At 65.0% G+C, this 18,169-nt stretch carries 16 protein-coding genes; 2 read left to right on the plus strand and 14 right to left on the minus strand.

What is annotated here, in order from left to right:
• Positions 1 to 6: 6 nt before the first annotated feature.
• Both AB7G19_RS31845 and AB7G19_RS31850 read right to left on the minus strand, forming a co-directional pair.
• Positions 7 to 1,551 carry an ABC transporter substrate-binding protein gene (locus AB7G19_RS31845; protein WP_085404450.1) on the minus strand — a complete coding sequence of 515 codons (1,545 nt, stop codon included), beginning with the start codon at positions 1,549 to 1,551 and terminating at the stop codon, positions 7 to 9.
• A 129-nt stretch (positions 1,552 to 1,680) separates the two neighbouring features.
• Positions 1,681 to 2,877 (minus strand): CaiB/BaiF CoA transferase family protein, encoded by a 1,197-nt coding sequence (locus tag AB7G19_RS31850; protein WP_354114745.1) that lies wholly within the window; start codon positions 2,875 to 2,877, stop codon positions 1,681 to 1,683.
• A 192-nt stretch (positions 2,878 to 3,069) separates the two neighbouring features.
• On the opposite strand from AB7G19_RS31850, the gene glgA reads away from it, so the two are divergent.
• Positions 3,070 to 4,485, plus strand: a complete 1,416-nt coding sequence (glgA, locus tag AB7G19_RS31855) for a glycogen synthase GlgA (protein WP_085404452.1) — start codon at positions 3,070 to 3,072, stop codon at positions 4,483 to 4,485.
• A gap of 150 nt (positions 4,486 to 4,635) precedes the next feature.
• Here glgA and AB7G19_RS31860 read toward each other — a convergent pair whose 3' ends face one another.
• From AB7G19_RS31860 to AB7G19_RS31915, 12 genes are all read right to left on the minus strand, one after another.
• Positions 4,636 to 5,586: an oxygenase MpaB family protein gene (locus AB7G19_RS31860; protein ID WP_085404453.1), complete on the minus strand. Its 951-nt coding sequence runs from the start codon at positions 5,584 to 5,586 to the stop codon at positions 4,636 to 4,638.
• A gap of 77 nt (positions 5,587 to 5,663) precedes the next feature.
• The gene (locus AB7G19_RS31865) at positions 5,664 to 6,806 is read right to left on the minus strand and encodes a patatin-like phospholipase family protein (RefSeq protein ID WP_085404454.1); all 1,143 of its coding nucleotides are present in this window, start codon (positions 6,804 to 6,806) and stop codon (positions 5,664 to 5,666) included.
• Between the two features lie 132 nt (positions 6,807 to 6,938).
• Positions 6,939 to 7,106, minus strand: a complete 168-nt coding sequence (gene ccoS, locus AB7G19_RS31870; protein ID WP_014497059.1) for a cbb3-type cytochrome oxidase assembly protein CcoS — start codon at positions 7,104 to 7,106, stop codon at positions 6,939 to 6,941.
• The gene (locus AB7G19_RS31875) at positions 7,106 to 9,295 is read right to left on the minus strand and encodes a cation-translocating P-type ATPase (protein WP_085404455.1); all 2,190 of its coding nucleotides are present in this window, start codon (positions 9,293 to 9,295) and stop codon (positions 7,106 to 7,108) included. Before AB7G19_RS31875 ends, ccoS begins: the two co-directional genes overlap by 1 nt.
• Positions 9,296 to 9,306: 11 nt before the next feature.
• Positions 9,307 to 9,792 (minus strand): FixH family protein, encoded by a 486-nt coding sequence (locus AB7G19_RS31880; protein ID WP_085404456.1) that lies wholly within the window; start codon positions 9,790 to 9,792, stop codon positions 9,307 to 9,309.
• A 15-nt stretch (positions 9,793 to 9,807) separates the two neighbouring features.
• Positions 9,808 to 11,274, minus strand: coding sequence for a cytochrome c oxidase accessory protein CcoG (gene ccoG, locus AB7G19_RS31885; protein ID WP_085404457.1), 1,467 nt, complete (start codon positions 11,272 to 11,274; stop codon positions 9,808 to 9,810).
• Positions 11,275 to 11,387: 113 nt separating this feature from the next.
• Positions 11,388 to 12,263: a cytochrome-c oxidase, cbb3-type subunit III gene (gene ccoP / locus AB7G19_RS31890; protein ID WP_085404458.1), complete on the minus strand. Its 876-nt coding sequence runs from the start codon at positions 12,261 to 12,263 to the stop codon at positions 11,388 to 11,390.
• Positions 12,264 to 12,269: 6 nt separating this feature from the next.
• Entirely contained in the window at positions 12,270 to 12,434 is a 165-nt protein-coding gene (locus AB7G19_RS31895; RefSeq protein ID WP_014497064.1) for a CcoQ/FixQ family Cbb3-type cytochrome c oxidase assembly chaperone, read from the minus strand.
• A 13-nt stretch (positions 12,435 to 12,447) separates the two neighbouring features.
• Positions 12,448 to 13,182 carry a cytochrome-c oxidase, cbb3-type subunit II gene (gene ccoO, locus AB7G19_RS31900; RefSeq protein ID WP_014497065.1) on the minus strand — a complete coding sequence of 245 codons (735 nt, stop codon included), beginning with the start codon at positions 13,180 to 13,182 and terminating at the stop codon, positions 12,448 to 12,450.
• Positions 13,183 to 13,192: 10 nt separating this feature from the next.
• On the minus strand, positions 13,193 to 14,842 hold the full coding sequence (ccoN, locus tag AB7G19_RS31905) for a cytochrome-c oxidase, cbb3-type subunit I (RefSeq protein ID WP_085404460.1): 1,650 nt from the start codon (positions 14,840 to 14,842) through the stop codon (positions 13,193 to 13,195).
• A gap of 301 nt (positions 14,843 to 15,143) precedes the next feature.
• Positions 15,144 to 15,569: a CBS domain-containing protein gene (locus AB7G19_RS31910; RefSeq protein ID WP_085404461.1), complete on the minus strand. Its 426-nt coding sequence runs from the start codon at positions 15,567 to 15,569 to the stop codon at positions 15,144 to 15,146.
• Positions 15,570 to 15,608: 39 nt separating this feature from the next.
• Positions 15,609 to 16,442, minus strand: a complete 834-nt coding sequence (locus AB7G19_RS31915; RefSeq protein WP_085404462.1) for a universal stress protein — start codon at positions 16,440 to 16,442, stop codon at positions 15,609 to 15,611.
• Positions 16,443 to 16,649: 207 nt separating this feature from the next.
• Here AB7G19_RS31915 and fixL point away from each other — a divergent pair, with 207 nt between their 5' ends.
• Positions 16,650 to 18,167 carry a sensor protein FixL gene (gene fixL / locus AB7G19_RS31920; RefSeq protein WP_085404554.1) on the plus strand — a complete coding sequence of 506 codons (1,518 nt, stop codon included), beginning with the start codon at positions 16,650 to 16,652 and terminating at the stop codon, positions 18,165 to 18,167.
• Positions 18,168 to 18,169 lie beyond the last annotated feature (2 nt).

Here is an 18,169-nt window from a genome sequence, read left to right on the forward strand (position 1 = left end):
GCGCGGTCATTCCAGCCAGGTGGTCGAGACGTCGATCACGCCGTTGTAGATTTTCGGAAAGCCCTTCAGCTTGGCGCTCGACAGCGCGTAATAGGTGTTCTGGAAGGTCCAGAACCAGATTGCCTCCTTGTTGATCAGGCGGCTGATCGCGCAATAGTCCTCGATACGCGCGGCGGGATCGGCGGTGACGCGGGAGTGGTCGAGCAGCCGATCGAGCTCCGGATCGGCGAAGTTGGCCAGCGCCAGCGGGCTGCCGCTGCGGAAGTTCGCATACATCTGCGGATCGGGATCGGCGAGGTCGACGATGCGCCAGGGTATGAGCTGGAACTGACGCATGAAGGCGCGCGGCGGGATGGTGGCCTGGTCGACCTGCTCGATCTCCATGTTGGCGCCGGCGCGCTTCCAGAATTGCTGGAGCACCTGGCCGATCATGCGGCCGCGGGGCGTCGCAGTCACCATCGTCTTGAATTCGACCGGCTTGCCATACTCCTTGATCAGCGCCTTGGCCTTCTCGACGTCGAACGGCAGCGCGCCGTCGTCCTTGCACTTGACCCAGGAGCCGTCGCCGTAGGGATTGGTCGCGGGCCGGCTCAGGCCGTTGCTGATCGCCTGCGACATCTTCGGGCGGTCGATCGCCATCACCAGCGCCTGCCGCACGCGGACGTCGTCGAACGGCGCCACCTTGGTGTTGAAGGCATAGACCTGCGCGCCCGAGCCTTTATAGGTGTGCACGGTGAGCTTGGAGTCCTTCTGCGCCTTCATGATGTTGTCAGCGTCGTTCTCGTCGTCCCAGATGATGTCGGCCTCGCCCGATTGCAGCGAGGCGAAACGCGACTGGGCGTCGGGCAGCGGCTTCAGGATGATGCGGTCGAGATAGGGACGGCCCTTGTCCCAGTAGCCCGGGTTCTTCTCCAGAACCATGCGATCGCCGGCCGTCCATGATTTCAGGATGTAGGGACCGGTGCCGACGGGATTGCGATTGTAGTCGTCGCCCTTGGTCTTCCACGCCGTCGGCGAATGCACGACGTTGTTCTGGCTCTGGATGGTGTTCGTCGCCGGCAAATTCACGGAAGGATCGGTGAGATTGTAGACGACAGTATATTCGTCGGGCGCCTGCACCTCCCTAACGTTGGTGATGTAGAAGGCGCAGCGGCACTTGTTGGCGGGGTCCTTCTGCCGATCGAAGTTCTCCTTGAAGGCTTGCGCATTGAACGGCGTGCCGTCGTGGAATTTCACGCCCTGGCGCAGCTTGAAGGTCCAGGTCTTGTAATCGTCGGAATGGGTCCAGGACACTGCCAGCTTGGGCGCGGCCTCGCCCTTGTCGTCGAGCGTGGTGAGCGTATCGAAGATCGCGGCCGCAGCGGTGAAGGTCGAGGTGTCGTAGACCCCGACCTTGAGCGGATCGAAGCCCGTAATCTCCAGCTCCTGACCGACGGTGATGCTGCCGCCCGCCTTCTGCGCCTGTGCCGGCTCAGCCGGCGGAAGGAGAGCAAATGCCGCAACAAGGAAAATCGGCGCGTGCTTGCGCGCCGCGGCAGCAAGGTTCGTCATGGTTCCTCCCGGGATCCCTCGTCCGATGTTTCGGATCGTTGAATGACTCGGGCGAGATTGGCGATAAATGTTCGCCACGGCAAGAGGAACACGCGAGTGATCAAACGCTGTAGTGGTGCTGCGATGCGCTCAGTTTGTCGCAGCCGTTTTGCCTGACGGAATTGGCGCATCGCCGGCGAGGCCGATCTCCTCGCACAATTCGTCCGTGTGCTCGCCGAGCACGGCCATCGTCTTGGCGGGCGTGGTGTCGGCGCCCGACATCCGGAACGGCAGATTGAGCACCTGGAACGAGCCACCCTCGTCCTCGACGGACGAGAGCGCCTGCCGGTGCGCGAGTTGCGGATCGGCCAGCGCCTCGGACGCGGTGCGATAGGCCGAGGCCGGCACACCAGCCGCGCCAAGCGCGACAAGACACGCGTCGGTCGTGAGCGGCCGCGACCAGGCCTCGACGCCGTCCATCATGTCGGCCCAGTTCTCGCGGCGCGCGGCGTAGGTGGAGAAGCGCGGATCGGAAATCCATTCGGGACGGCCGATCACACCCATCAGGCACTGAAACGTCTTCTCGCTCGCGACCGTGATCATGACATAGCCATTGGCCGTCTCGGTCGGCCCGAACATCGGGCGCGGCGGTGGCTTCACCGCGAATTGCGAGCTCTGCAGCTCGACCACCGTCAAGGTCAGCATCGATTCCAGCATCGAGACGTCGATGTGCTGGCCCTGCCCGGTCACCGTGCGCTGATAGAGCGCCGACGCAATCGCGCCGAAACCGTAAGTGCCGGTGACGACGTCGGCATGGTAGATGCCGCAATAATCCGGCCGGCTGCGGCCGGGCTGATAGGCGAGATGCGCCATGTCGTAGCCGGAGGCCGCATGGATTACCGGCGCGTAGGCCGGCAGCTCGGCCGAGGGACCGGTCTGGCCGTAGCCCGAGATCGAGCAATAGATCAGCTTGGGATTGACCGGGCGCAGGCGGTCATAGTCCAGCCGCAGCCGGTGCATCACGCCGGGGCGAAAGTTCTCGACCAGGATATCGGCGGTCGCGGCGAGCCGGCGCACCGCCTCCTTGCCCTCCTCGGACTTGAGATCGAGCACGACGCTTTTCTTGCCGACGTTGAGCTGGCCGAATACGGTGCTGCACCCCTTGCGCAGCGGCGGCCGGGTGCGCATCGTCTCGCCGCCGTCGGTCTCGATCTTGATGACCTCGGCGCCCATGTCGGCAAGCATCCGCGCACAGTGGGGGCCGGCGATGGTGGTCGAAAAATCCAGGACCCTGAGGCCCGCGAAGGCCTTTGTCGTCGTCCCCTCATGCTTATCTGCTAACGGCATGCCTGCTGCGCCCCTCGGCCTCTTAGGAACTATCGAAGTTCTCTCTTGTTGATGCGCCGACCCTAGAGGGCGGCGGGTGCGTAGGAAAGTCTTTACCGAACGGACGCGTCTCACGGGCGGGCTTGGGAATTCCAGGACAACTGGACCCGTTCTTGCATAGCAACAGACGGGATCGGAAGAGGGCAGCTGTTCTTGAGGGTCTTGTTCGTCACAACCGAGATGGACGATTTCGTCCGCGTTGGCGGACTCGGCGCCGTTTCCGCTGCACTTCCCAGGGCGCTTCGCCCTCTCGCCGATATCCGGGTCATGTTGCCCGGCTACCGCGACATCATCGAACAACTCACGCATATTCAGATCGTTGGCCGCTGCCCGGCGTTTGCGGAGATGCCGGCCTGCTCGCTCGGGCGGGCTGCGACCAAGGACGGGCTGCCGGTCTATGTGCTGTTGTGCTCACAACTCTACGACCGGCCCGGCAATCCCTATGGCGACGAGTCCGGACGCGACTGGCCGGACAACGACATCCGCTTCGCGCGCTTTGCCTCGGCTGCCGCTGAGCTGGCCATGGGCAAGCTGGACAAGAATTGGGCAGCAGACCTGGTCCATGCCAATGACTGGCAGGCCTCGCTCGTGCCGGCCTACCTCGCGTGGCGCGGGGCCAGGCTGCCGTCGATCCTGACCATCCACAACCTCGCCTACCAGGGACTCTTCCCGAAGGACTCGCTGCGGCGGATCGGCGTCCCCGAGAGTTCCTTCCATATCGACGGCGTCGAATTCTACGACCAGCTCTCCTTCCTCAAGGCCGGGCTGGTCTATGCCTCGCACCTCACTACCGTGAGCGGCACCTATGCACGCGAGATCACGACGGAGGAATTCGGCTGCGGCCTCGAAGGCCTGCTTCGTGTCCGCTCCGACGCGGCCGAGCTCACCGGCATCCTCAACGGCATCGACGAGAGCTGGGACCCGCGCTCCTGCTCCCAGCTGGCCCAGCAGTTCGGCGCCGGCGACTGGGTCGGCAAGAAGGCCAATGCGGATTATATCCGCAAGCAGTTTGGCCTGGCGGTCTCGCGCGGGCCGATGTTCGCGATCGTCGCACGCCTCGTGCACCAGAAGGGCATCGACCTCGTGCTGTCGGCCGCCGACGAGATCATCGATGCCGGCGGGCAGATCGTGGTCACCGGCTCCGGCGAGCCGGCGCTCGAGCAGGCGCTGATCGACGCGCATCGCCGCCGCCCCGACGCGATCGGGGTCACGATCGGCTTCAACGACGCCCAGGCGCGGCGCATCTTCGCGGGCAGCGATTTCACATTGATGCCGTCGCGCTTCGAACCGTGCGGGCTCAGCCAGATGTACGCCCAGCGCTTCGGCTCACTCCCGATCGGTCACCAGACCGGCGGCTTGGCCGAAACCATCACCGACGGCGAGACCGGCTTTCTGTTCTCGCAGCCCTCGCGCGCGTCCTTCCTCGGCGGCGTCCGCCGCGCCTTCTCAGCTTTCGTGGCGCATGACCAGCTCGACTCCATGCGTCGCAGCGCGATGGGACGTTCGTTCTCCTGGAGCATCTCGGCCGGCAGTTATAGCGCGCTGTATAGGAGGCTGGCGTCGGTGTGAGGCGACCTCCCCGTCATTGCGAGGAGCGAAGCGACGAAGCAATCCAGACTGTCTCCGCGGCGACAGTCTGGATTGCTTCGCTGCGCTCGCAATGACGATGTGGAGAGAGGCGCGCCACTCTATCGCCCGTCACTCCAAGAGCTGAGAACCTCACCCCTTCCCGCGCACATCCATTTGCGGCCGCCCGATCCAGGCGCGATTGAGACACCGGGTCATCCAGTCGGGCTGCGGCTCGCCCCGCAGCCGCGCCTGCGCTTCCTGGTAGGGACCGACATAGCGCAGCCGGTCTGGCAGTTTGGGATAGACGCGCCTGATCCATCTCAGCGCATTGTCGGCTGCCCGCTTGTCGCGCTCGTCGAATTCAAACCCGAAGCCCGCTCGCAGGCGCTCCGGCAACAAGCTCGCCGTGAGCGCGCGATACCATCGCGGTGGTCGCAACCACGGACGGGCGCCGCCAAGGATCTGCGCGGCGATCTCGCGCGCCGCCGGGCTGACGGTCAGCGTATCCGACTGCGCCATCGCCGCGGTGTAGGCCGCAAAGCCGGACCAGTCCGCGGGCAAATCGTCGGCCGTCAATCCGAACAAGGCGCCGAACATCCGGCTCTCGCTCCAGTAGCGCTCGCGCTCCTCCGCCGAGAGCGGCGGAAGGACCAGGTCATGTGCCATCACCGCGGTCTCGACCAGCGTCGCATGAACCCAGCGCAGCGACGGAATGTCATTGGCGCAGTAGCGCGAGCCTGCCGCGAACGGACCGACGGCCTCGGGCATCGCGCCGACGATCATGCTGTGGCGCCGATGCAATTGCCGGGACGACAACTGCGCCCGGTCGAGCGAGCCGAACACCATCGCAAAGACAATGTCGAAGGTACGATGGAAGCGACCGATCGGATCGGCAAGGGTCCGCGAATGCTCCGCGATGGCGGCAGCGACCCAGGGATGCGCCAGCTGCAACAACAGCGCACGGCCGGCGCCAAGAAAGATGACGGCCTCCCGGTCGATCTGCCAGGTCACCGTGTCAGGGCCGAACACGCCCGCAACCGGTCCCGCCGCGTCAGCGCGGACCTGATCGAGGGCCAATTCCAGATCGTTCCCGGATACCAACTGCAAGGCCTCTCAAAAGCGGACGACGACCGACAATCCGCAGGGCCTGTGGCAATTCGATGAAAGCGGACGCGGCCCTACTCCGCCGCCATCGGCATCTCGTCCATATGCTCGTGCAGCACCACGCCGGCGAGCGGATCGAATTCGCCGATCCACGGCTTTCGCGCGAGCACTGATTTCGTGTGAACATAGCCAGCATGCCAGCGCCGCGTAATGCCTGACGGACTGAAGTCGATATCCTTGGTATGGGTTTCGCGATCGAGCTGGGGCGCCAGCAGTCGCACCACATGCATGCGGGTCGGACAGCCGTAGCTCACCAACTCCCTCACCGCGGGATCGTTGCGCTCGGTCTCGGGCAACCGCGCGGCAAGCTGGTTGATGACATGGCGCAGGCGATGGGCCTGCTGCTGCCGCACGATCTGGCTCGCGATGCGGCTGGAGTACTGCACGTCCTTGTGGCGGTTCAAGACCTCCGCCATCGTGATCGGCTCGGCGCCGACGGGATTCCATAGATGCACGGAGAAGATCAGCGAATCCCTGCGTGGGTTGTCGTCGAATACGGCCTCCGTCGGCGTGTTCGACAGGATGCCGCCGTCCCAATACAGCTCGCCATCGATCCGCACCGCCGGGAACGCGGGCGGCAGCGCGCCCGAAGCCATGACATGCTTCACCGTCAGCTCGCCGTCGCGGCTGTCGAAATAGCGCATTTCGCTGGTGCCGACATGAGCCGCACCGACCGTCAGTCGCGGCGCGCAGCGATTGGCCAGATCGAAATCGACCAGCTCGCTCAGCGTCTTCTCCAGCGGTGCAGTCGAATAGAAGCCGGCATGATCGGCGCCGAGCGGAAAGGAATCTCCCGCATGCGCCAGCGGGGTGGGCCGGAAGAAGCCGGGAATGCCGTTGGTGACAGTCGACAAATAGGCGAGCTTCTCGCTGAAGTCGGGAAAGGCGCCGCCCAGAGCCCAGACCGGATTCTGCTCCATCCGCTTCCAGAACTCCTTCAGGCGCGCGAGCCTGTTTTCCGGCGCATTACCGGCGATCAGGCTCCCGTTGATGGCGCCGATCGAGGTGCCGATGACCCAGTCCGGCTCGATCCCGGCCTCGTGCAGGGCCTGATAGACGCCCGCCTGATAGGAGCCGAGCGCACCGCCGCCTTGCAGCACCAGCACGACCTGTCCCGGCAGATCGTTAGGCCCGCACACTCCGACATTTTTCTGCATGCTCGTCACGCTCCTGCTCCGGAGAGCCTGCCCCGTCGCTTCTACGCAAAATCTTCCGGCATTGTTACGCCCGGCGACCGCCGGCCGTCCAGCGACCATGTCCGAAAAGGGCAGCGCGGAACCAACGGAGCGTTAACGCTTGACCGGGGCGTCCTGCGGCGGCTCGTCGTCGGCGATAGCCCGCCACGCCGCGCCGTCGAGATCGTCATATTGGCCGCTCCGCAGCGACCAGAGGAAGGCGACGAGACCCGCACCGCCGAGCATCAGCGCCAGCGGCACCAGGATGACCAGGATTTCCATCACACGATCTCCCGCGCAGCTCCGCGCGCGCGCAACGAATTCAGCATCACCAGGATCGAGGATCCGCTCATGGCCGCCGCCGCGATCAGGGGCGTCACCACGCCGCTGATCGCGACCGGAACTGCGAGAACGTTATAGCCGATCGCCAGCCAGAGGTTCTGCCGCATCAGATGCAGCGCCTTGCGCGCGGAGTCGATCGCGGCGACGACAGGCGCCAGCGGCCGGCCGAGGAAGACGAGATCGGCGGTCGCCTGGCTGAGATGCGCGGCCGAGATCGGCGACATCGAGACATGGGCCGCCGCCAGCGACGGCGCGTCGTTCATGCCGTCGCCGACCATCAGCACTTTTGCGCCGCGCCGCTTCAGTTCCTCGATCCGTGCGATCTTGTCGGCCGGCGTGACACCGGCGCGCCATTCGGCGATGCCCAGCGCATGGGCCGCCGCGATCACCGCGGGCTCGCGGTCGCCGGAGAGAATCTCGATGCCGATATTGCGCGCCTTCAGCGCCGCGATCACGGCCTGCGCGTCCGGCCGCAGGCCCTGGCGCACCGAGAGGATGAACTTTTCAGTCCCTTTGCTGAAAGCCACGATAGAGGCCTCGGGATCGAGCGTGGCGCTGCCGACCAGCGCTTCGGCGCCGCAGAATAACGGACGGCCAAGGCGAAGCTCGACACCGTCCACCACAGCGCGCACGCCCTGCCCGGCCTCCTCGACCGCGCCAACGATCGGCGACCTTGCACCGGCGGCCTGCGCGACGGCGGCGGCAACGGGATGGTGGCTCGACAGCGCGAGCCGCCCGGCAAGTGCAAAAATGTCGGCGGGAATATCGGCCGCGTTCATCACTTCGAGATCGGGCAGCGTCAGCGTGCCGGTCTTGTCGAAGATGACGTGGTCGGCCTCGGCGAGCCGCTCGATGGCGTCGCCGGAATTGAGCAGCACGCCAGCTTTGAACATCGCGCCCGAGGCCACCGTCTGCACGGTCGGGATCGCGAGCCCGAGCGCGCAGGGACAGGTGATGATCAGCACGGCCACGCCGGTCACGATCGCATCGTGCCAGCCGGCGCCCGCGATGACCCAGCCCAAAATGGTGATCAGCGCGGTCGCATGCACGACTGGCGCGTAGAGCCGCGAGGCGCGATCTGCGAGCCGCATGTAGCGCGAGCGTGCCTGCAGCGCGTTGTCGAGCAGCCGCGTGATCTCGGCGAGCAGCGTCGCCTCCGACGCAGCCGAGACCCGCACCCGCAGCGTGCCGGAGATGTTCATGGAGCCCGCATAGACCGCCGTGCCCTGCTCCGCCGTGACATACAGCGTCTCGCCGGTGATCAGGCTCTGGTCGATCTCGGAACGCCCCTCGATCACGGTGCCGTCGACGGCGCAACGCTCGCCGGGCCGGAGCAGCACGATGTCGCCGGGATGGATCGCCGCGACCGGCACCTGCGAAATCTCGTCGGGCCCGACGAACTTGGCCGCGGTCTCCGCCTTCAGCGCGGCGAGATTGCCGGCGACCGCGCGGGTCCGCCGCCGCATGTTCTGGTCGAGGACGCGGCCGACCAAAAGAAACGTGAGCAGCATGATCGCCGCGTCGAAATAGGCGTGCTCGGCGTGATGGATGGTCTCGACCACGGACATGCCGAGCGCAAGGCACACCCCGATCGAGATCGGCACGTCCATGTTGGTGGTCTTGGCCGACAGCGCGCGCCAGGCCGAGCGGAAGAACGGCTGGCCGGCATAGGCTGCCGCCGGCAGCGCGATCAGCGCCGACAGCCAGTGGAAGAAATCGCGCTGCTCCGGCAGCATGTCGGAGACGTTGCCGGACCAGACCGGGATCGACAGCATCATCACGTTCATGGTGGCGAACGCGGCGACGCCGAGGCAGCGCAGCAGGAAGCGGGATTCCGCCACTTCCGTCGCTTCCGCGCTCTCGGTCTCGTAAGGATAGGCCTTGTAGCCGAGCTCTTCCAGCCGATCGATGAAGCGGGCCGGGTCGAGCGTGCCCTGCTTCCATTCCAGCGCGACGCGGCGGTCGGTGAGGTTCACGCGCGCCAGCGTGACGTCGGGGATGGCCGACAGTCCGCGCTCGATCTTGGCCATGCAGCCGGCGCAGTGAACGCCCTCGACCGCGAGATCGATGTGCTTGATACCCTCGCCCGCGGCCCGGACGTAATGCGAAAAATCCCGCGTGACCTGCATGACGAATTCCCTCAGTTCAGGATCACGCGGTTGCGCGACATGAACACGCGTGTTCCCCGCGCCGCGCCTTCGATCACGAGATCCCACTGGCCCGGCGCAACCGACGCGGCATTGCCGCGATAGATGCCGATGCCGGCTTCCGACAGCTCGACTGCGAGATCGGCGCGCTTGTCGGTCGGCCGCTCCAGGCGTCCGCCGAATTTCAACCCGCTCATCGGCTGGCCGCTCGCATCGCGCGCCTCGACCTGAAGCGAGGCAGCGCCATCGGCGCGGCGCTCGATATGGGCGTTGACCTTCCAGTTGCGCGCGGCCTGGTCCTGTGCTGCCGAGATCTCGCGGTCATAGGTGAGGCCCGCGGCATAGGGGCTGTCGACGTCGGTGCCGGGCAGCGTCGCGATCGCGAGCTTCATCATGGTCACGTTCACGCCGATCACGAGCCCGAAGAAGGCGACCAGCATCAGGAACACTTTTGTTCCGGTCAGCGGCTTGGTGGCCATGGCAGTCTCCTGATCCTAGGGCGAGACGAAGTTGTCGGTGGCGGTGGCGACCTCACCGAGCCCGATGTCGGTGACGTGGAAGCGAACGGGAACCGACTTTTCCGGATTGCTCTCCGCCGGCGCAGTGACCAGCAGGCGCAGCTCGCTGGTGGAGTCGCGCGGGATCACGATCATCGGCCTATCCGGCGTCACGGAATCAATGCCGACGACGTGCGTGGTCAGGTTGGCCGGACCGTTCGCGTCGATCGCGATGACGCGGTCATAGCCGCTCTTGTTCAAGAGCCGCACCGTATAGGCATTGCGGATCGAGCCATCGCTGAGCCTGACCGCGACCGGGTTGCGGTCGTGCAGCACGTTGACGTCGAGCAGGCTGCGGGTCGCGAGCGTGTAGATCATGATGCCGCCAACCGCCGCGATGATCGCGCTGTAGGCGACGGTGCGGGCCCGGACGATGCGGTAGAGCGGCGCCTTGCCTTCCTGGCGGCGCTGGATGTTGATGTCGTTGTCGTAGCCGATCAGCCGCTTCGGCCGGCCGATCTTGGTCATCACGTTGTCGCAGGCGTCGATGCAGAGCCCGCACTGGATGCATTCGAGCTGCGGCCCGTTGCGGATGTCGATGCCGGTCGGGCAGACCGCGACGCATTGATAGCAGTCGACGCAGTCGCCGACGTGTTCGCCGAGCGCGCGCAGCTCGATCGCCTTCTTCACCGAAGTGCGCTTCTCGCCGCGGTCGTAGCGATAGGTGACGTTGAGCGCCCATTCGTCGGTGAGCGCGGCCTGGATGCGCGGCCACGGGCACATATAGGTGCAGACCTGCTCGCGCATGAAGCCGGCCAGGACGTAGGTCGTCGCGGTCAGGATGCCGATCCAGATATAGGCGATCATCGGCGCCTGGAACGTGACGAGCTCCTTCACCAGCGTCGGCGCGTCGTTGAAATAGAGCACCCAGGCGCCGCCGGTCCACCAGGCGATCAGGAGCCAGATCGAATGCTTGAGCACGATCTCGGAGATGCGCTCCAGCTTCATCGGATCGGACGACTTGTCCTTCTTCATCCGCTCGCGCCGGTCGCCCTCGACCAGCCGCTCGACCGCGTAGAACAGATCGGTCCACACCGTCTGCGGACAGAGATAGCCGCACCAGATGCGGCCACCGACCGAGTTCATCAGGAACAGCGCCACCGCGGCGACGATCAGCAGGCCGGTGAAGTAGTAGATCTCCTGCGGCCACAGCTCGATGAAGAAGAAGTAGAAGCGGCTGTTGGGAAGATCGATCAGCACCGCCTGGCTGGGAGCACCGATGCCGCGATTCCAGCGCACGAACGGGAGGAAGTAGTAGACGCCGAGGCAGAACGCCATCAGGCCCCATTTGATCCGGCGGAACGTACCGGAGACGCTCTGGGGATACACCTTCTTCTGGGCTACGTAGAGCGGCCCGTTGTCATCGTTCGATGTGAGGTCGTTCGGGTTCACGGTCTTGTTCATCGCCAAGAAGCTTCTCGAAAAGGTGCGATTAAACCTAGACCCGACGCGAGCGCGTCAGTTGATCCAGCTCAAGCGGGGGCACTTTATGTTCGCCCCCGCATGTCGCGAGCAGGCTATTTTCCACCGCCCAGCGAGTGGACGTAGACCGCCATCGCCTTGATGGTGGCGGGATCGAGCCGCCCTTCCCAGGCCGGCATCACACCGGCGCGGCCCAGGCTGATGGTCTCGACCAGGCTCGCTTCGTCCGAGCCGTAGAGCCAGATCTTGTCGGTCAGGTTCGGGGCGCCCATCTCCGGGTTGCCCTTGCCGCCGTCACCGTGGCAGGCGACGCAATTCTCCGCAAAGATCTTCTCGCCCTTGGCAGCATCAAAGCCCTTGCGGGTCGAGAGGCCCGACAGCGACCGCACGTAATTGGCGACCGTGACGATCTCGTCGCCCTTCAGCACGCCGTCCTTGCCGAAGGCGAGCATCTGGCCCTCATGCGCCTTGGCATGGCCGGAACGCGCGCCGAACTGGATGGTCTGCATGATCTGGTCGAGCGTGCCGCCCCACAGCCAGTCGTCGTCGTTGAGATTCGGAAAGCCCTTTGCGCCGGCGCCGCCGGAGCCGTGGCATGGCGCGCAATTGTCGCCGAACACGGTCTTGCCCTTGGCCCGCGCAAGCGCCAGCAAGGCCGGGTCCTTCTCGATGTCGGCGAGCGAAGCGGCGCCCAGCGCCGCCATCTTGTCACCCCGGACCTTCTCGAGGTTGGCGAGCTCGACCGCGACGTCGGCACGCGAGGAATAGCCGAACAGGCCCGTGGTATTGCTGGAGATCAGCGGCCAGGCCGGATAGACGATCCAGTAGCCGATCGCCCAGACGATGGTGAGGTAGAATGAGATCACCCACCAGCGCGGCAGCGGCGTGTTGAGCTCCTTGATGCCGTCCCACTCATGTCCGGTCGTGGACTTGCCGGTGACGGAATCGATGTCGCTATGATGGTCGGTCATGATCTCTTACTCCTCCCGCAACGGCAGGCGCGCCGCTTCGTCGAAAGCGGCCTTGTTGCGGGGCCATAATGCGTAGGCGATGATCGCGAGAAAGATCGCGACGAACACCGGCGTCCAGATCGTGGTCACCAGACCAGACGCGAGATTGTCGAGTGTCAGGATGGCTTTCATCGGTGATGCCTTCTCAGCGAAGATTGGCTTTCTCGTTGTAGAGCTTGAAGTCGACCAGCGTGCCGAGCATCTGCAGGTACGCGATCAGCGCGTCCATCTCGGTCGGCGTGCCGGCCTTGCCGTCGAAATTGCGCACGACGGCCTTGGCGTAGCGCTTGCCGAAGGCGTCGGAGCCGGCATTGTCGGGATCGGCCTGGGCCTTCAGATCGGCGCCTGCGTTCGCGATCTGGTCGTCGGTGTAGGGCGTGCCGATGGCCTTGAGCGTCTTCATGTGGTCGGCGATCGTATCGGGATCGACCTCGGTCTGGCTCAGGAACGGATAGCCCGGCATCACCGACTGCGGCACGATCGCGCGCGGGTTGGTCAGATGGGTGACGTGCCAGTCGTCGGAATATTTGGCGCCGACGCGGGCGAGGTCCGGACCGGTACGCTTCGAGCCCCACTGGAACGGGTGGTCGTACATGCTCTCGGCGGCGAGCGAGAAGTGGCCGTAGCGCTCGACCTCGTCGCGCAGCGGGCGGATCATCTGCGAATGGCAGAGATAGCAGCCTTCGCGGACATAGACGTTGCGGCCCGCAAGCTCCAGCGGCGTGTAGGGCCTGACGCCGTCGACCGCCTCGATCGTGCTCTTGAGGTAGAACAGCGGAGTGATCTCGACGAGACCGCCGATCGCGATCACCAGCAAGATGCCGACGATCAGGACGATCGAGTTCTTTTCGAAGATTTGATGGCGTGTCCAGAACGACATGGAAGGCTCCTCATTCCGCCGGCTGAAGCGCGACGGGCATCTGGACTTCCACTTCGCCGACGCGAACGGTCATCCAGAGATTGTAGGCCATGATCAGCGCCCCGATCAGGAACAGGCCGCCGCCGGCGGCGCGGATGATGTAGAAGGGATGCATCGCCTCGACGCTCTCGATGAAGGAATATTCGAGGAAGCCGAGCGAGGTGTAGGCGCGCCACATCAGGCCCTGCAGGATGCCGGACACCCACATCGCCGAGATGTAGAGGACGATGCCGAGGGTGGCGATCCAGAAGTGCCAGTTGACGAGCTTCAGACTGTAGAGGCCCTTGCGATTCCACACCCACGGCACCAGGCAGTACAGCGCACCGAACGAGACGAAGCCGACCCAGCCGAGCGCGCCGGAATGCACGTGGCCGATGGTCCAGTCGGTGTAGTGGCTGAGCGAGTTGACCACCTTGATCGACATCATCGGGCCTTCGAAGGTCGACATGCCGTAGAAGGCGACGGAGACGACGAGCATGCGCAGCACGGGATCGGTGCGCAGCTTGTCCCAGGCGCCCGACAGCGTCATCAGGCCGTTGATCATGCCGCCCCAGGAGGGCATCCACAGCATGATCGAGAAGGTCATGCCGAGCGTCTGCGTCCAGTCAGGCAGCGCCGTGTAGTGCAAATGGTGCGGGCCGGCCCAGATGTAGAGGAAGATCAGCGCCCAGAAGTGGATGATCGACAGCCGGTAGGAATAGATCGGCCGCTCCGCGCGCTTCGGGATGAAGTAGTACATGATGGCGAGGAAGCCGGCGGTCAGGAAGAAGCCGACTGCGTTGTGGCCGTACCACCACTGGAACATGGCGTCCTGGATGCCGCCCCAGGCGACATAGGATTTCGAGCCGAACACCGAGACGGGGAGCGCGGGATTGTTGCCGAGATGCAGGACCGCGATCGTCACGATGAAGGCGAGATAGAACCAGTTCGCGACGAAGATGTGCGGCTCCTTGCGCTTGATGATCGTGGCAAGGAAGACCAGCAGATAGGCGACCCAGACGATGGTGAGCCAGAGGTCGGCATACCATTCCGGCTCGGCATATTCCTTCGACTGGGTGACACCGAGCAGATAACCGGTGCCGGCGATCAGGATGAAGAAATTGTAGCCGATCACGACGAACCATGGCGCGAGGTCGCCCGCAAGGCGCACCCGGCAGGACTTCTGCACGACATAGAGCGACGTGCCGATCAGCACGTTGCCGCCGAAGGCGAAGATCACCGCGGAGGTGTGCAGCGGACGAAGCCGGCCGAAGCTGGTCCAGGGCAGATCGAAGTTCAGTGCGGGCCACGCCAGCTGCGAGGCGATGATGAGGCCGACGAGGAAGCCGGCAATGCCCCAGAACATCGCCATGACGGCGGTGAACTTGATCGGACCCATATTGTAGTTGGGGCGGCCGTTGATCTCCGTCGGCGGCAGCGCCGCCGGACGATCGAAGTAGCGGTTGATGATGCCAAAGACCACAGCCAAGCTCGCCGCTGCGCTGAGCGCGGCATGGAAGGCAAAGGCCGAATCGAGCGCCTTGGCTGAGGCGATCACGCAAAGGAAGGCGGTGACTGCGAACACGATAGCCAGGCCGCTTTCACCGATGGTCATGGATTTGGAGATGGAGGGCTGGCTCATGCGGATTCTCTCTGAAAGAACACGCCGCCAGAAACCACATTCGACCTCGCGGCGAATTGATTGAAATCAAGACAGGTGGATTTCTATTCGGGTGAGTGACGCGGCGCCCGTCAGTTGAAGTGCCCTCTCCCCTTGTGGGAGAGGGCAGCGAGGACGGTGCCGCGCACTCACTTGGGTGAGGGGTTGGCTCCGCACGGAGAGTCTTTCGGTGGAGAGAACCCCTCATCCGGCGCTTCGCGCCACCTTCTCCCACATCCGCCTTCGCCAAGGCTTCGGCGGACATGAGGGGAGAAGGAAGAAGTCACTCCTGCGCCGTCGCCTTGAGCGCCTTGATGACGTCCTCGCGGGCGATGATTCCGACCAGCTTCTCGGCGCCGTCGAGCACGATGATGCTCCTGATGCGGTGCTCGACCATGATCTGGAGCACGCGCGTCAGCCGCGTGTCGGGGCTGACATAGATGAACTCGGGCGTCATGACGTCGCCGATCCTGCGGCTCATCAGGTCGCGATAGTGCGGCAGCATCTGGCTCGGCGAGAACGCGAAACACTTCAGGATGTCGAACTTGGTAACGATGCCGACCACCTGCCCGTCGTCCTCGACCGGATAGGAATTGAAATCATCACGCTCGAACATCTCGCTGAGCGCGAGCAGGTCGTGGTCGCGCCGCACCGTCGTGACGTTGCGCGTCATGTAGCTGTCGACGGTCTCTTCAAGAAATTTGTACACGGCGCGTCCTCCTCGATTAGCTTTTGGGCCGGGCGGCCGTCAGTGCGACAGCAGCACGCTGCGGGCGGATTGGGTGACCAGATATTCGGTGACGCCGCCGAGGATCAGCTCGCGAAAGCGCGAATGACCATAAGCGCCCGCCACGATCAGGCCGGCCCCAAGGTCGCCGGCGACCTGCTCCAACTGCGCGGCAGCGGTTGCGTTCCGCACGGCCTCCGAGACGCGTGCGCTCGCGGTAACGCCGTGACGGGCGAGCCAGGCGGCAACGTCGGTGACGCCGGCCATCACCGCCGAACGGTCGTCATCGCGCTCCGGGATTTCGACGATGGTGACGTCCCTCGCCTTGCGCAGCATCGGCAGCGCATCCGCCACCGCGCGCCGCGCCTCCGGCGTGTCCTTCCACGCCACCAGCACGCTGCGCAGGTCGAGCCAGTTGACCTTATCGGGAACGACGAGAAGCGGGCGGCCGGCCTGCATCACCAGGTCCTTGGGGCTCGCGAGCGCGAACGCGTCGGAGAAGGCCGGGCTGTGGCCGCCGCTGACGATGATGTCGGCACATCGTGCCTGCGCCAGCACGAATCGCGCCGGAAAATCCATCGCGCCGCGCCACTCCACGCGGCCGCCGCGCGCCTTGGTGGCGGCGCGGAATTGCGCCTCCAGATCGGCAAGGCGCTTCCTGATCGAGGCTTCCTCCTGATCGATCAGGCTCTGGGCTTCAGCGCCGTCGGTGAAATAGAGCGGCGGCGCGAACTGCCCTGCGGCAACCCCGATAATGGCCGCCTCGAATCGCTCGGCGAGCTCGCCCGCGACCTGAAGGCGCGCCTCGTTGGACTGATCGAGCGCCAGGCTGACCATCACGGTCGCGTAAGTCATTGGGATTCTCCGCACAGCTATGAACTGGCGCGAAATCTAGCCTCGCCGTGACGGGGCAGGATGAGGTAGATCAAATCGCCGGGCGCGACCTTGCGGGAAATCCGCCAATGGAATCAGACATCCGAACTTGCCTCGGGCCGGTCCATGGGCGAAATTGCGGTCATGTTCGCGGCACCACGCCCGCCGCGCGAAGATGGGAGTCATCGATTGTCGCCGACCCGCGTAACGCATCCGCCAGACGACAGTCGCGGCGAGCATTTCCGGGTCCGGATCGAGGGATTCGGCGTCGGCACCTGGGATCTCGACCTCACGACGCGCGAGCTGGAGTGGTCGGAAACCGCGAGGACGCTGCTCGGTATCGAGCGGGGCCAGCCGGCAAGCTACGACCTCTTCCTGTCGCGCCTCGAGCCCGGTGACCGCGCGCGCATCGAGAACGCGATCAAGCAGGTCTCCGAGCATGGCGGCGGTTTCGACGTCTCCTTCAGGATTTCCGCCAATTCCGGCCGCGGCAAATGGATCAGGGCCCGCGCCGGCTTGATCCGAGACGAATCCGGCGTCGCTCGCCATCTCAGCGGCATCTTCCTCGATATCGACGAGGAGAAGCAGGTCGAGGAAGCCCTGCGCACGCGTGAGACCCACCTCCGCTCGATCCTTCACACCATTCCCGACGCCATGATCGTCATCGACGGTCGCGGCATCATGCAACTGTTCAGCACCGCCGCCGAGCGCCTGTTCGGCTGGTCCGAGCAGGAGGCGATCGGCCAGAACGTCAGCATCCTGATGCCGGAGCCCGACCGCACCCGCCACGACAGCTACATCGCGCGCTATCGCAGCACGAACGATCCGCACATCATCGGCATCGGCCGCATCGTGACCGGCAAGCGCCGCGACGGCACGACCTTTCCGATGCACCTGTCGATCGGCGAGATGCAGTCCGGCGGCGAGCCCTATTTCACCGGCTTCGTCCGCGACCTCACCGAGCACCAGCAGACCCAGGCGCGGCTCCAGGAATTGCAGTCCGAGCTCGTCCACGTCTCGCGGCTGACCGCGATGGGCGAGATGGCCTCGGCGCTGGCCCACGAGATCAACCAGCCGCTGGCGGCGATCAGCAATTACATGAAGGGATCGCGGCGGCTGCTGGCCGGCAGCACCGACCCCAACACGCCGAAGATCGAAAGTGCGATGGATCGCGCCGCGGAGCAGGCCTTGCGCGCCGGCCAGATCATCCGCCGCCTGCGCGACTTCGTCTCCCGCGGCGAGTCCGAGAAGCGGGTCGAGAGCCTGTCCAAGCTGATCGAGGAGGCCGGCGCGCTCGGGCTTGCCGGCGCGCGCGAGCAGAACGTGCAGCTCCGCTTCAGCCTCGATCCCGACGCCGATCTCGTGCTCGCCGACCGCGTGCAGATCCAGCAGGTGCTGGTCAATCTGTTCCGCAACGCGCTGGAAGCGATGGCGCAGTCGCCGCAGCGCGAGCTCGTCGTCGCCAACACCCGCGTCGATGACGACATGATCGAGGTCGAAGTGTCCGACACCGGCTCCGGATTTCAGGGCGACGTCATTCCCAACCTGTTCCAGACCTTCTTTACCACCAAGGAAACCGGCATGGGCGTGGGACTGTCCATCAGCCGCTCGATCATCGAGGCTCACGGCGGACGCATGTGGGCCGAGAGCAACCCATCGGGCGGCGCGACATTCCGCTTCACTCTCCCGGCAGCCGATGAGAATTGATC

The sequence above is a fragment of the Bradyrhizobium sp. 215_C5_N1_1 genome (assembly GCF_052075935.1).
GTDB classification, from domain to species: domain Bacteria; phylum Pseudomonadota; class Alphaproteobacteria; order Rhizobiales; family Xanthobacteraceae; genus Bradyrhizobium; species Bradyrhizobium barranii.